Below are 13,721 nucleotides of genomic sequence, written 5' to 3'. Positions count from 1 at the left end.
ATGTCGGATTCACCCAGGAAACAGGACGATCGTCCGCGGCCACGCGCCAGGGCGGCTGCACGGATGTCGAACTTCCGCATTACGCCCAACGCGCTGAGCCACAAACTGAAGCTGCACCAGTTGCAGATCTTCGAACGCGTGCTGGCGCGCCGGTCGCTCTCGCGCGCCGCCAGCGAACTGCACCTGACTCAGCCCACCGTCACCAAGGCCATCCACGACCTCGAAGCCTTCTTCGGCTCGACGCTGTTCGAACGCTCCAACCGCGGCGTCACGCCCACCGAGCTCGCCCTCGTCCTGGGCCGGCGCGTCCACGCCATGATGGCCGAAGTCCGCTACATGGCCGACGACATCGACGCGGTGCTGGGCGGCGCCAGCGGACACGTCGTCGTCGGCACCCTCATCGCGGCCTCCGCCAAGCTCTTGCCCGAAGCCATCGCCCGCCTCATGACGGAGCATCCCGGCATCCAGGTCACCGTGCGCGAAGGCCCCTCCGCGCAACTGCTCCCGGCGCTCGCCACTGGCGACGTCGACATCGTCGTCGGCCGCCTGCCCGGCGCCGACATGGCCTCCATCTCCGGCGTCGCCGTCGACCACCACAAGCTCTACCACGAAGACCTGTGCCTCGTCGTCGGCGCGCGCCACCCGATGGCGGCCGCTCCCCGCGTCGACCTCGCGGACCTGATGGACCACATCTGGATCCTTCCCGCCCCCACATCCCCGCTGCGCGCCTCGATAGAACGCACATTCTTCGACGCCGGCCTGCGCCTGCCCGCCCGCCACGTCGAATCGCTGTCTTTGCTGACCAATATCGGCGTACTCATGCACAGCGACGCCCTAGCCCTCATCCCTTACGACGCCGCGGCGCAATTCCTGTCGATGGGCATCCTGGCACGCCTGCCCACCGACGTCTTCGGCGCCTTCGGCGACGTCGGCTACTCCATCCGCGCCGACCGCCCGCTCACGCCCGCATGCCAGCGGCTGGTGGATTACCTGAAGCAGATCACGGCGCAACGCGAGGCGCCGCCGAGCGCTCCCGCGCCCCGTGGCTGACCGCGAAACCAGAAAAGGCAGACAAGCAGAATCCACGCGAAGCGTCATCCCCCCAACGCAAGACACCGCGTAAGCCCCACCAGGCCGCCCGCGCGGCCGCCGTGGGGCGGGCCCCGCAAGACGTTCCAAATCCACGCCGCCGCAGAAAAGAACCTAAAGAACCCGGCCCGCCCCAGCGACCGCCAAGCTCAAGCCACAGAGCCCGGCGTGGCGGCGGCCTGGGGTGCGCGGGGCGTGTAGATGCGCCCGAGGGAAACCGTAGGGAGCCGAAGGCGGACGAGGTTGACGAAGGGGCAGTCCGGAGCGAAGGCTCCGGACCGCAATCGTAGCCCCGCGCGCCCCAGGCCGCCGCCGCGCCGGGCGTCTCAAGAACCAGCAATCCCCCCAAGAAACCGAACGCCTTAAGAACCATCAATCCCCCGGGAAACCCCGCGATAGATAACCCGCATATCCAACCGCACAATTTCTATTGTGCAGCCCACCATCCCCCCGCCTAGACTTCACCATCACCCGCAAGTCAAAAGACCCACGGAGAGACCCTCATGCCCGCCTACGGCCCGCCGTTGAATTTCCAGCGCTGGATCCACGACCACGCCCATCTGCTCAAGCCCCCCGTCGGCAACCAGCAGATCTGGCAGGACAGCGACTTCATCGTCACCGTCGTCGGCGGTCCCAACCATCGCACCGACTACCACGACGACCCGCTGGAGGAATTCTTCTATCAGGTCCGCGGCAACGCCTGGCTGTCGCTCTGGATCGACGGCAAGCCCGAACGCGTCGACCTCAAGGAAGGCGACATCTTCCTGCTCCCCCCGCACGTGCGCCACTCGCCGCAACGTCCCGAAGCCGACAGCGCCTGTCTCGTCATCGAACGCCAGCGCCCGGCGGGCCTTCTCGATGGCTTCGAGTGGTACTGCCCGCACTGCGGCCACCTCGTGCATCGCGTCGAAGTCCAGCTCAAGAGCATCGTCACCGACCTGCCCCCGCTCTTCCAGGCCTTCTACGACAGCCCCGAAAAACGCACCTGCCCCGCCTGCGGCGACATCCATCCCGGCAAGGGCCACGCCCCTTCCGCACAGGCCACCCCTGCCTAGTCCTCATCCCGACATGATCCAGAAAATCGACATGCACGCGCACTTCTTCCCGCCGATCACCCGGCAGGAAGCGGCCGCGCTGGACCCCGTCAACGCGCCTTGGCTGCGTCCCGACGCCAACGGCTCCACCGGTCAGATCATGGCGGGCGAGCGCCCCTTTCGCCCCGTCGACGCCACGCTATGGGACCCCGCGCTGCGTCTGGCGCAGATGGACCGGCACGGCGTCGACGTGCAGATCCTGTGCGCCACGCCCATCATGTTCGGCTACACCTATCCCGCGCAGGCCGCGGCCGACTGGGCCGCGCGCATGAACGACCTGGCGCTCGAACACTGCGCCCACGCGCCGGCCCGCCTGAAGGCGCTTGCCCAGGTCCCCCTGCAGGACCTGGACCTGGCCTGCCGCGAAGCATCCCGGTCGCGCGCCGCCGGCCACCTTGGCGTGCAGATCGGCAACCACGTCGGCCCGCGCGACCTGGACGACGAAACCCTGGTGCAGTTCCTCATCCACTGCGCCAACGACGGCATCCCCGTGCTCGTGCATCCGTGGGACATGATGACCGACGGCCGCATGAAGAAATGGATGCTGCCGTGGCTCGTCGCCATGCCCGCCGAAACGCAGCTCGGCATCCTGTCCCTCATCCTGTCCGGCGCGTTCGAGCGCATTCCGCGCAGCCTCAAGCTGTGCTTTGCGCACGGCGGCGGCAGCTTCGCGTACCTGCTCGGGCGCGTCGACAATGCCTGGCGGCATCGCGACATCGTGCGCGAAGACTGCCCGCAACTGCCCTCTTCCTACACCGACCGCTTCTACACCGACAGCGCCGTATTCGACCCGCGCTCGCTGCGCCTGCTCATCGACGTCATGGGCGAGGACCGCGTGCTGCTGGGCTCGGACTACCCATACCCATTGGGCGAACAGGAGGTCGGCAAGCTCGTCGCGCACGCCGATCTGCTGCCCGGCGTGCAACAGAAGATCCTGTTCCGCAACACGATGACGTTCTTTGGCTTGCAGGCGCAATAGCGCCCCATCACATCCACGACCGTGACACACGGCATAGCAAGGGGAATCACCATGAAACGCATCCACACGCTGGCCGCCGCCGCGGCCTTGGGACTGTCGATCGGCGCGGCCGCGCAGGCCGACGTCAAGATCGGCCTGCTGACGACGCTGACCGGTCCGGGCTCCGTGCTGGGCCAGGACCAGCTCGACGGCTTCATGCTGGCCGTCGACCAGGGCGGCGGCAAGCTCGGCGGGGTGCCTGTGCAGGTCATCAAGGAAGACGACCAGTTCAAGCCCGAGATCGGCGTGCAGGCCGCGCGCAAGCTGGTGCAAAGCGACAAGGTGCCCATCATCACCGGCGTCGTGTATTCGAACGTGATGTTGGCCGTGGTGCGGCCGGTCACCAGCGCCGGCGTGTTCCTGGTGGGCTCCAACGCGGGCCCGACCAACCTGGCCGGCAAGGACTGTTCGCCCTACTTCTTCTCGACCTCCTGGAACAATACCCAACGTCACGAAGGCAGCGGCGAGATGGCCAACCAGATGGGGTTCAAGAAGGTCTACCTGCTGGCGCCCAACTACCAGGCCGGCAAGGACGCCATGGCGGGCTTCAAACGCTTCTTCAAGGGCGACGTGGCCAACGAAGTGTTCACCCAGGTCAACCAGCCCGACTACTCGGTCGAGCTGGCCGCGCTGGCCGACGCCAAGCCCGATGCCGCCTACGTGTTCTTTCCGGGCGGCATGGGCGTGAACTTCATCAAGCAATACCGCCAGGCGGGCCTCTTCGGCAAGATCCCGCTCCTGTCGGTGGACACCATCGACGGCGCCACCCTGCCCGCCCTGCAAAAGGACGCGCTGGGCGCGGTCACCAACGTTCCGTATTCGCCTGACCTGGACAACGCCGCCAACAAGGCGTTTGCCGCGGCGTTCCGCCAGAAGTACGGCCGCGAACCGTCCAGCTACGCGGCGCAATCCTTTGACGCGGCCCAGCTGATCGGGTCGGCGCTCAAGAAGACGGGCGGCAAGGTCGACGACAAGGACGCCTTGCGCAAGGCGCTGGAGGCCGCCGACTTCCCATCCGTGCGCGGCGAGTTCCGCTATCAGCCCAATCACTTTCCGGTGGCCGGCTTCTTCCGGGCGGATGTGGCCGAAAACGCGGACGGCAAGGTGGCCTTCGTGAACAAGGGCCCCATCTTCCCCGACCTGTCCAAGGTATCCGACCAGTACGCCGCCCAGTGCGTCATGAAGTGAAGCGGGCGGCCCTGACGGCCGCCGGCAAGGGGGTGTAGCCATGTCCACGACGCTGCTGCTGGTGCAGGCTTTGAACGGCCTGCAGCTCGGCATCCTGCTGTTCCTGCTGGCCGCCGGCCTGACGCTGGTGTTCGGCATCATGAATTTCATCAACCTGGCGCACGGGTCGCTGTACATGATGGGCGCCTTCATCGCGGCCACCGTGTTCCGGCACACCGGTTCGTTCCTGCTCGCCGCGGCCGCGGTCGTCGCCGGCATGGCCGCGCTGGGCCTGCTGCTGGACCGGATCGCGCTGGCGCGCCTGTATCCGCGCGAACACCTGGACCAGGTGCTGGCGACCTTCGGCTTCATCCTGTTCTTCAACGAACTCACCCGCATCATCTGGGGTCCGGCGCCGGTCAGCATGGGACTGCCGTCCTGGCTGTCCGGCACCATCGACATCCTGGGCGTCACGTATCCGCTCTACCGGTTCCTCATCATCGTGGTCGGCCTCGCGGTCGCGGCGGGCTGCTACGTGCTGATCCATCGCACGCGGCTGGGCATGCTGATCCGCGCCGGATCCACCGACCGCATGATGGTCGGCGCGCTGGGCGTGAACATCGCCCGCCTGAACACCCTGCTGTTCGTGCTGGGCGCGGTGCTTGCCGGACTGGCCGGGCTGATGGCCGGCCCCATCCTGTCGGCGCAGACGGGCATGGGCGAGCCCATCCTCATCCTGACGCTGGTGGTCATCGTGATCGGCGGCATCGGGTCGGTGCGCGGCGCCTTCCTCGCCGCGTTGATGGTGGGGCTGATCGACACGCTGGGACGCGCGCTGCTGCCCACGCTGCTGCGCGCCGCGCTGCCGCCCGCGGCCGCCAACGCCGCGGGGCCGGCCATCGCCTCGATGCTGATCTATATCGTCATGGCCCTCGTGCTGGCGATGCGGCCGCAGGGCCTGTTTCCCGTCAGGCATGGATAAGGACGCAGACGGCATGTTGAACTTCTCTCCCCGCGCGCTGGCTGCCGCCGCGCTGCTGATCCTGTTCGCGCTGGTGCCCGCGTACGCGCACTGGCAGGGCGAACCCTTCCTGCTGGCGCTGTTCGGCCGCGTCCTGGTCTACGGCATCGCCGCGCTGGCGCTCAATCTGCTGCTGGGCTACGGCGGCATGGTGAGCTTCGGCCACGCGCTGTACCTGGGCCTGGGCGCCTACTCGGTCGGCGTGCTGTCGCACTACGGCATCGAAAGCGGCTGGCTGCACCTGGCCGCCGCCATCGGGGCCTGCGCGGTCGTCGGACTCGTGAGCGGCTACGTGGTCATGCGCACGACGGGCATCGCGTTCATCATGATCACGCTCGCCTTCGCGCAGATGTTCTATTTCCTGGCCACGGGCCTGGAAGGCTTTGGCGGCGACGACGGCATGTCGCTCTTTGCCGGCAGCGATTTCGGCCTGTTCCGGCTGGACACGCCGCTTGCCCTGTATTGGACGGCCTTCGCGGTGCTGATCGGGGCGCTGTGGCTGATGCACCGGCTGATCCACGCGCCCTTCGGCATGGCCTTGCGCGGCTGCCAGGCCAACGAGCGCCGCATGCGCGCGCTGGGCTTTCCGACGCTGCGATACCGGCTTGCCGCCTACGTGATTTCCGCCGTGATCTGCGGCGTGGCGGGCGTGCTGCTGGCGAACCTGACCATGTACGTCTCGCCCTCGTACCTGGCCTGGACCACGTCGGGCGAACTCATCGTGATGGTGGCGCTGGGCGGCATCGGCACGCTGTTCGGCCCCGTGGCGGGCGCGCTGGCGTTCCTGTTGCTGGAGGAAGGCTTGAAGCTGCTGACCGAGCACTGGATGCTCGTCATGGGCCTGCTGATCGTCGGCGTGGTGCTGGCCTCGCGACGCGGCCTGTACGGCAGCCTGTCCGCCGCGCCCTGGCGCTTCGCGCGCAGAGCCGCCCGCCATCCCACCGGAGAGCCGCAATGAGCGCCTTGCGCATCGAGAACCTGGAAAAGCGCTACGGCGGACTGACGGTCACCGACAAGCTGTCGCTGGAGGTCGCCAGCGGGGAACTGCATGCCGTCATCGGTCCCAACGGCGCGGGCAAGACCACGCTCATCGGGCAGCTCAGCGGCGAACTGCGGCCCGACGCCGGGCGTGTGCTGCTGGACGGCAAGGACGTCACGCGCATGCCGGTCGAAAAGCGCGTGCGCCACGGGCTGGCGCGCTCCTATCAGATCACCTCTGTCTTCAAACCGTTCACGGCATTGGAGAACGTGGCGATGGCGGTGCAGGCGCGCCGCGGCCACAGCTTCCGGTTCTGGCGCCCCGTGCTGTCGACGCCGGCGCTGATCGAGCCCGCGCGCGAGGCGCTGGCGCTGGCCGGCCTGTCGGCCCGCGAGCGCACGCCCGCCAGCGAACTGGCGCACGGCGAGCTGCGCCAGCTTGAACTGGCCATGGTGCTGGCGTGCGAGCCGTCGCTGCTGTTGCTGGACGAGCCCATGGCGGGCATGAGCCAGCACGAATCCGACGCCATGACCCGCCTGCTGCGGCAACTGCGCGGCCGCTACACCATCCTGCTGGTGGAGCACGACATGCAGGCGGTGTTCGCCCTGTCGGACCGCATCACCGTGCTCGTCTATGGACGCGCGCTCGCCTGCGGCACCGTGGACCAGATCCGCGACGACCCGCAGGTGCGCGAGTGCTATCTGGGCAGCGAGCGCGGCCGCGCCCGGGAGGCCCGCGCATGAATACCCTGCTCTCGCTGCGCGGCGTCACCGCGCACTATGGCGCCAGCCAGGCCCTCTTCGGCATCGACCTGGACATCGGGCCGGGCGAGTTTGTCACCCTGCTGGGACGCAACGGCATGGGCAAGTCCACCACCGTCAAGGCGGTGATGGGATTGAACCCCGCCTCGCAAGGCGCGATCTCGTTCGACGGCGACGACATCAGCCGGCTGCCCGCCTACAAGGTGGCGCAGCGCGGGATCGGCCTTGTGCCCGAAGGCCGCCATGTCTTTCCCAACCTGTCCGTGCGCGAGAACCTGGTCGCCACGGCGCACAACCGGCAAGGCGCGGCGCACCCGTGGACGCTGGAACGGGTCTACGCGCTCTTTCCCCGCCTGTCCGAACGCGCCCGGCACCTTGGCAGCCACCTGTCCGGCGGCGAACAGCAGATGCTGGCGATCGGCCGCGCGCTGCTGACCAATCCGCGCCTCCTGATCCTGGACGAAGCCACCGAGGGCCTGGCGCCCGTGGTGCGCGAAGAGATCTGGGCGGCGCTGGATACGCTGAAACAGACGGGGCTGGCGGTGCTGTGCATCGACAAGAATCTGGAGCCGCTTCTGGCCACCGCCGACCGCCACGCCATCGTTGAAAAAGGGCGCGTCGCGTGGACAGGCACGTCGAAGGAATTCCTGGACGACGAGGCCCGCCTGCTGCGGTACCTGGGGGTGTAGGCGGAACCTGCGATCCGCGGGCGATCACGCTTAGGGCTGGCGCGCCGGCAGCGCCACGCCCAGCCGGCCGCTCCAGTCCTGCATCTGGGCCCACAGGCCCGGCGGCACCGGCAGTCCCTGCTGGCGACGCTCGGCCTGCGCGGCGGCCTCGGGATCGCCCGGCAGGCGCGGCCCGCCCGGCGCCTGTGACAGCTCCATCGCCATCGCCGCCACGACGCCGGCCAAGGCCGCGCCGCCCGCGAATCGCGCCGGGTCGATGACGATGAAAAACGCGCCCAGTTCGCGCGGGCGGTCCAGCGCTTCATACATGGGCGAGATATGCGGGCCGAACGGATTGCCGTTGAGGGGTCCGCACAGCAGTTCCACCATCATCGCCAAGCCGTAGCCCTTGTAGCCGTATTCTTCGCCGCCCAGCGGACGCAACGCCCGCGCCGCCCGCGCGTCGGTGCAGTCCTGGCCCTGCGCGTCCAGCGCGACGCCCGGCGGCAGGGCCACGCCGTCGCGGCGGGCATTCATGACGCGGTTCCAGGGAATCGGGGTGGTGGCCATGTCCAGGCACAGCGGTTCCGCCTGCGCGCGCGGGAAGGCCAGCGAAATCGGGTTCGTGCCGAAGAACGGCTCGTGGCCGCCAAATGGCGCGGCAATCGCGTCCGAATGCGTGAACGCGATGCCGATCATGCCCTGCCGGGCAGCGGCGCGGCTATACAGGCCGATCGCGCCGCAGTGCGAGGAATCGCTGACGCCAACCGCCGCCACGCCGGCATCGCGCGCCAGTTCGATCGCCAGGGCATTGGCCCGGTGGGCCACCACGATGCCCTGCCCCCGCCCGCCATGCACCTGGGCAGTGCCCGGCCCCGTGCGCTCGACCCGGATGTCAGGCCGGGACAGGATGGAGCCGTGCGCCACGCGGTTCAGGTAGTGCGGCAGCCGCGCGATGCCGTGCGAATCGATGCCCCACAGGCTGGTCTGCGCCAGGCTTTGCGCCAGGCAGCGCGCGTCGTCTGCGGGGTAGTCCTGGGCCAGCAGGCACGCCTCGGCCCAGCGTTCCCAATCGGCGGCGGTCACGCGGCTGTCGGCGTCCATGTCCTGCTCCTAGGTGACCGCCTGCGCGGCATGGAGCGCGCCATGCTCGCGCAGCGCTTCCAGTTGGACGGTGAGGCGGGCGACGAACTCGGCGGAATCGCCCAGGTCGCCGAACACCGGCTTACAGCGCGCCAGCACCGTCGCGCGCCGCTGTGCTGCCTGCGACGGCTTGGCCGTCTGCGCGGCGACGTCGGCGCGCGACAGCAGCCGGGCAAGCTGCGCCGCGAGCGGGTCGTGGATGGCATACGCGCCGCCCTGCTCGTCCTGGCCCCCCAGGTAATTCAGCCACGCCGCCACCGCCAGGCACAGGCGGTCGATGCCCTGGCCGGCGCGCAGGCGGTCGCGGATCGTGTCCAGCAGCCGCTGGGGCAGCTTCTGCGATCCATCGATCGCGATCTGCCGCAGCGGATGGGGCAGCGCCGGGTTGGAGATCCGCTGGAGGAACCGCAGGCGGTATTCCACCAGCCCCGCTTCGGGGATGCCGCGCAAGGTCGGGGCAATCTCCTCGCGCATCATCGCGTCGAGGTAGGCGCGCAGGGCGGGCGTATTGATGGCGTCGGCCGTGGTCTGCAGGCCCAGCGCCGTGCCCAGGTAGGCCAACGCCGAATGCGGCCCGCTCACCATGCGCAGCTTCAGGCGTTCATAGGGGGCCGCGTTGCGCACGAAGGTCGCGCCGCCCTGCGCGTCCCAGGCGGGGCGGCCGGCGGCGAACTTGTCTTCGATCACCCAGTTCAGATAGGGCTCGCCCAGCACCGGCCAGGCGTCCTCCACGCCAAGCCGCCCGGCGATCCGCTGGCGGTCCTGGTCTTCGGTGGCCGGCACGATGCGGTCGACCATGGAATTCGGAAACGTGCAGTGCCGGTCGATCCAGTCGGCCAGGGTGACGTCCACCCGAAGCGCGAACGCCAGCACCAGGCTGCGCAGGGTGTCGCCATTGCCGCGCAGGTTGTCGCAGGACAGCAGCGTGACCGGCGGCAGGTCGCGTTCGCGGCGCAGCGCCAGGCCATACACCAGGATGCCGATCGTGCTGCGCGGCCGGATGGGATCTTGCAGGTCGTGCAGGATATCGGGATCGTCCCAGCGCAGGTGGCCGGTGGCGGGTTCGTGGCTGTAGCCCTTTTCCGTCACGGTCAGGCTGACGATGCGGGTCTGCGGGTAAGCGATGCGTTCCAGGACCGCGTTGGGGTCCTCGTCGGCCACCATCACGCGCAGGACCGAGCCCACGACGCGCAACTGTTCGTGGTGCTGGCCGTCCGGTCCGGCGTCGCGCACGGCCAGCGTATACAGGCCGTCCTGGGGCGTCAGCGCATCGCGGGTGCCGGGATGGCGCAAGGATACGCCCAGGATGCCCCAGCTCAGATCACCGGTTGCCTGCATGGCCTGGTCCGTCACGACCGCCTGGTGCGCCCGGTGAAAGGCGCCCAGCCCCAGATGCACGATGCCGGGCGTGAGCCGGCTCCGGTCGTAGGCAGGCTTTTCGACGTCTGCGGGCAGACGCGGCAACGACTCCGTATTCAAACGTTCAAGCATGGATGAGCGGGGCGAGAAGTGGGGCAAGGCCAGGGTATAGCACGGCCCGTCCCGTCCCGCTACATCACCGCGCCCAGTTGCCATGGCACGAACTCGTTCTGGCCGTAGCCATGTCCTTCGCTGCGCGTGCGGCGGCCGGAGGCCGTCTGCAGCATGAGCTGGAAAATGCGCTCGCCCATCTGCGCCACGCTTTGCGCGCCGTCGACCACCTCGCCGCAGTTGATGTCGATATCGTCGGACTGGCGCTGCCACAACGCGGTGTTGGTGGACAGCTTCAGCGAAGGCGCGGGCGCGCAGCCGTAGGCGGACCCGCGTCCGGTGGTAAAGCAGATCAGGTTCGCGCCCCCCGCCACCTGCCCGGTGGCCGATACCGGGTCGTAGCCGGGCGTGTCCATGAAGACCAGTCCGCGCGTGCGCACCGGCTCGGCGTATTCGTAGACGTCGGTCAGGTTGGTGGTGCCGCTCTTGGCGATGGCGCCCAGCGATTTTTCCAGGATGGTGGTCAGCCCCCCCGCCTTGTTGCCGGCCGACGGATTGTTGTCCATCTCGGCGTCGTTGCGGGCGCAGTAGTCTTCCCACCAGCGCACGCGCGCCAGCAGCTTGTCCGCCACGGCGGGCGTCTCGGCCCGGCGCGTCAGCAGGTGTTCGCCGCCGTAGATTTCGGGCGTCTCGGACAGGATGGCCGTCCCGCCATGCCGCACCAGCAGGTCGACCGCGGCGCCCAGCGCCGGATTGGCGCTGATGCCGGAATAGCCGTCCGATCCGCCGCACTGCAGGCCCACCGTCAGGTGGCTGGCGGGCACGGCCTGGCGCTCGACGCGGTTGGCCTGGTCCAGCATGCGCTCCACCAGTTCGATGCCGCGCGCCACCGTCTTGCGCGTGCCGCCGGTGTCCTGGATGTTGAAGGTGTGCAGCATGCCGCTTTCGCGCAGGTGCTCCTGCTCCATCAGGCCGCCGATCTGGTTGGTCTCGCAGCCCAGCCCCACGACCATCAGCCCGCCGAAGTTGGGGTGGCGCGCGTAGCCGCCCAGCGTGCGCCGCAGCACGCGCAGCGGCTCGCCGTCGCTGCCGGTGGCGCAGCCGGCGCCGTGCGTCAGCGCCACCACGCCGTCGACGTTCGGACAGGAGGCCAGCGCCTCGGGCCGGATGTCGCGCCGGAAGTGGTCGGCGATGGCGCGGGCCACCGTGGCCGAGCAGTTCACGCTGGTCAGGATGCCGATGTAGTTGCGCGTGGCGACCCGGCCGTCGGCGCGCACGATGCCGTCGAACAGGGCCGGCGCGGTCACGTAGTCCGTGGGACGCGCGTCCTGCCCGACGGCGTAATCGCGCTCGAAGTCCGAGAACTCCAGGTTCTGCGTGTGGACGTGCTGGCCGGGCGCGATGTCCTGCCGCGCCACGCCGATGATCTGGTTGTAGCGGCGCACCGGCTCGCCGGCCGCGATGGCGCGCACCGCCACTTTGTGGCCGGGAGGCACCAGCCCCACGACCGTCACCCCCTCGCCTTCCAGCCGCGTGCCGCTGACGAGCTGGCGCCGTGCGATCACCACGTTGTCCGCCGGGTGGATGCGTATGACTGCGGTATCGGTCTGCGACATGAAAACTCCGGAAAGCAAGGGGCGGGGGCAATCCGCCGATCAGCCGTCGATCAACCGTCGATCAGGGCGGGATCCCAGGCATGCACGCGCTGGCGCTGTTCGCCCAGGCCGGCGATGCCCAGCTTCATTTCGTCGCCCGCCTTCAGGTAGACGGGCGCGGGTTTCTGGCCCATGCCCACGCCGGGCGGTGTGCCGGTGCTGATGAGGTCGCCGGGATACAGCGTCATGAAGCGGCTGACGTACGACACCAGCTGCGCGACGCCGAACACCATGGTGCGGGTGCTGCCGTTCTGGTAGCGCTTGCCGTTCACCTCCAGCCACATCTCCAGGTCTTGCGGATCGGCGATCTCGTCGGCCGTGACCAGCCAGGGGCCCACGGGGCCGAACGTGTCGCAGCCCTTGCCCTTGTCCCAGGTGCCGCCGCGCTCGATCTGGTATTCGCGCTCTGATACGTCGTTCACCACGCAGTAGCCGGCCACGTGCTTCATGGCGTCCGCCTCGCTGACGTAGCGGGCTTTTTCGCCGATCACCACGCCCAGCTCGACTTCCCAGTCGGTCTTGACGGAATCCTGCGGCAGCACGACCGGATCGTTGCATCCGACCACGGCCGAGGTCGTCTTCATGAAGACGACGGGTTCGGCCGGCACCGGCAGGCCCGACTCGGCGGCATGGTCCGCGTAGTTCAGGCCGATGCAGATGAATTTGCCCATGCCGCTCCAGGGCGGCGCCACGCGGCCAGGCTGCGCCACCTGCGGCAGCGACGCCGGATCCAGCGCGCGCAGCTTGGCCAGCGTGGCCGGCACCAGCGTCTGCGCGGTGATGTCGGGGATGACGGAAGACAGGTCGCGGACCTGGCCCTGGGCATCGATCAGGGCAGGCTTTTCAGCGCCCTTGGCGCCATAGCGCATCAATTTCATAGCGGTTCCTTGTTGCTGGAAAAGAGGAATTCAATTGGACCAGCCGCCGTCGATCACCTGCGCGGTGCCGGTGGTGAAGGCGGATTCGTCGCTGGCAAGATACACCGCCAGCGCGGCGATCTCTTCGGCGCGGCCGATGCGGCCCATCGGCTGGCGCGCGGTGAACGCCGCTTCCACCGCGGCGACGGGTTGCCCGCTGGCCTGCGCCTGGGCGTCGATGCGCTGGCGCAGGGAAGGAGATTCCACGGTGCCGGGGCAGATCGCGTTGCAGCGGATGCCCTGCCCCACGTAGTCGGCGGCGACCGCCTTGGTCAGGCCGATGACGGCGGCCTTGGTGGCGCCGTAGGCGCAGCGGTTGGGCGCGCCCTTGATGCTGCCGGCCACCGAGGCCATGTTGACGATGGAGCCCGCGCCGCGCGCCAGCATGGCCGGCAGGCAGGCGCGGATGAGCAGGTACATGGACCGCACGTTCAGGTTGAACGAGAAGTCCCACGCGTCTTCGTCGCAGTCCAGGATGGTGCCGGCATGCACGAAGCCCGCGCCATTGAACAGCACGTCGACCGCGCCCGCATCCTGCGCCAGCGCCCGCACGGCGTGGGCGTCGGTCACGTCCAGCACCCGCGTGCGGCAGCCGGACAGCGTTTCCAGCGCGGCCCCGTTCAGGTCCACGGCCAGCACGTCGGCGCCTTCGCGCGCATAGGCCAGCGCCACGGCGCGCCCGATGCCCTGCCCGGCGGCGGTGACGAGGGCGGTCTTGCCTTGCAGTCTTCCTGACATG

At 69.0% G+C, this 13,721-nt stretch carries 13 protein-coding genes; 8 read left to right on the top strand and 5 right to left on the bottom strand.

The genetic code is table 11. The features are described from left to right. Positions 1–63: 63 nt before the first annotated feature. From ACZ50Q_RS04960 to ACZ50Q_RS04925, 8 genes are all read left to right on the top strand, one after another. On the top strand, positions 64–1,050 hold the full coding sequence (locus ACZ50Q_RS04960) for a LysR substrate-binding domain-containing protein (RefSeq protein WP_464080749.1): 987 nt from the start codon (positions 64–66) through the stop codon (positions 1,048–1,050). 542 nt (positions 1,051–1,592) lie between these two features. Then, positions 1,593–2,144 carry a 3-hydroxyanthranilate 3,4-dioxygenase gene (locus ACZ50Q_RS04955; protein ID WP_464080748.1) on the top strand — a complete coding sequence of 184 codons (552 nt, stop codon included), beginning with the start codon at positions 1,593–1,595 and terminating at the stop codon, positions 2,142–2,144. Positions 2,145–2,157: 13 nt separating this feature from the next. Next, entirely contained in the window at positions 2,158–3,162 is a 1,005-nt protein-coding gene (locus ACZ50Q_RS04950) for an amidohydrolase family protein (protein ID WP_083714178.1), read from the top strand. A 51-nt stretch (positions 3,163–3,213) separates the two neighbouring features. After that, a complete protein-coding gene (locus ACZ50Q_RS04945) occupies positions 3,214–4,389 on the top strand; it encodes an ABC transporter substrate-binding protein (RefSeq protein WP_464080747.1) in 1,176 nt (391 codons plus the stop codon). Between the two features lie 40 nt (positions 4,390–4,429). Next, positions 4,430–5,350: a branched-chain amino acid ABC transporter permease gene (locus ACZ50Q_RS04940; protein WP_076516646.1), complete on the top strand. Its 921-nt coding sequence runs from the start codon at positions 4,430–4,432 to the stop codon at positions 5,348–5,350. A gap of 13 nt (positions 5,351–5,363) precedes the next feature. Then, positions 5,364–6,347, top strand: a complete 984-nt coding sequence (locus ACZ50Q_RS04935) for a branched-chain amino acid ABC transporter permease (RefSeq protein ID WP_464081951.1) — start codon at positions 5,364–5,366, stop codon at positions 6,345–6,347. Continuing rightward, positions 6,344–7,111 (top strand): ABC transporter ATP-binding protein, encoded by a 768-nt coding sequence (locus ACZ50Q_RS04930; protein ID WP_092582797.1) that lies wholly within the window; start codon positions 6,344–6,346, stop codon positions 7,109–7,111. The genes ACZ50Q_RS04935 and ACZ50Q_RS04930 overlap by 4 nt, the downstream gene beginning before the upstream one ends. Next, positions 7,108–7,818, top strand: a complete 711-nt coding sequence (locus tag ACZ50Q_RS04925) for an ABC transporter ATP-binding protein (protein ID WP_464080746.1) — start codon at positions 7,108–7,110, stop codon at positions 7,816–7,818. Before ACZ50Q_RS04930 ends, ACZ50Q_RS04925 begins: the two co-directional genes overlap by 4 nt. 30 nt (positions 7,819–7,848) lie before the next feature. Here ACZ50Q_RS04925 and ACZ50Q_RS04920 read toward each other — a convergent pair whose 3' ends face one another. From ACZ50Q_RS04920 to ACZ50Q_RS04900, 5 genes are read right to left on the bottom strand one after another with little or no spacing between them, the layout of a single operon-like run. After that, the gene (locus ACZ50Q_RS04920; RefSeq protein WP_464080745.1) at positions 7,849–8,901 is read right to left on the bottom strand and encodes an Ldh family oxidoreductase; all 1,053 of its coding nucleotides are present in this window, start codon (positions 8,899–8,901) and stop codon (positions 7,849–7,851) included. A gap of 9 nt (positions 8,902–8,910) precedes the next feature. After that, positions 8,911–10,431, bottom strand: a complete 1,521-nt coding sequence (locus ACZ50Q_RS04915; RefSeq protein ID WP_464080744.1) for a mannitol dehydrogenase family protein — start codon at positions 10,429–10,431, stop codon at positions 8,911–8,913. Between the two features lie 59 nt (positions 10,432–10,490). Further along, positions 10,491–12,026 (bottom strand): UxaA family hydrolase, encoded by a 1,536-nt coding sequence (locus ACZ50Q_RS04910; RefSeq protein WP_464080743.1) that lies wholly within the window; start codon positions 12,024–12,026, stop codon positions 10,491–10,493. A 50-nt stretch (positions 12,027–12,076) separates the two neighbouring features. After that, positions 12,077–12,943 (bottom strand): fumarylacetoacetate hydrolase family protein, encoded by an 867-nt coding sequence (locus ACZ50Q_RS04905; RefSeq protein WP_464080742.1) that lies wholly within the window; start codon positions 12,941–12,943, stop codon positions 12,077–12,079. A gap of 30 nt (positions 12,944–12,973) precedes the next feature. Then, positions 12,974–13,720: an SDR family oxidoreductase gene (locus ACZ50Q_RS04900; RefSeq protein WP_464080741.1), complete on the bottom strand. Its 747-nt coding sequence runs from the start codon at positions 13,718–13,720 to the stop codon at positions 12,974–12,976. Position 13,721 lies beyond the last annotated feature (1 nt).

The organism is Achromobacter sp. T5-5 (genome assembly GCF_055397965.1).
The sequence above is the reverse complement of the archived record's forward strand: the minus strand, read 5'-3'. Positions and strand labels throughout refer to the sequence as shown.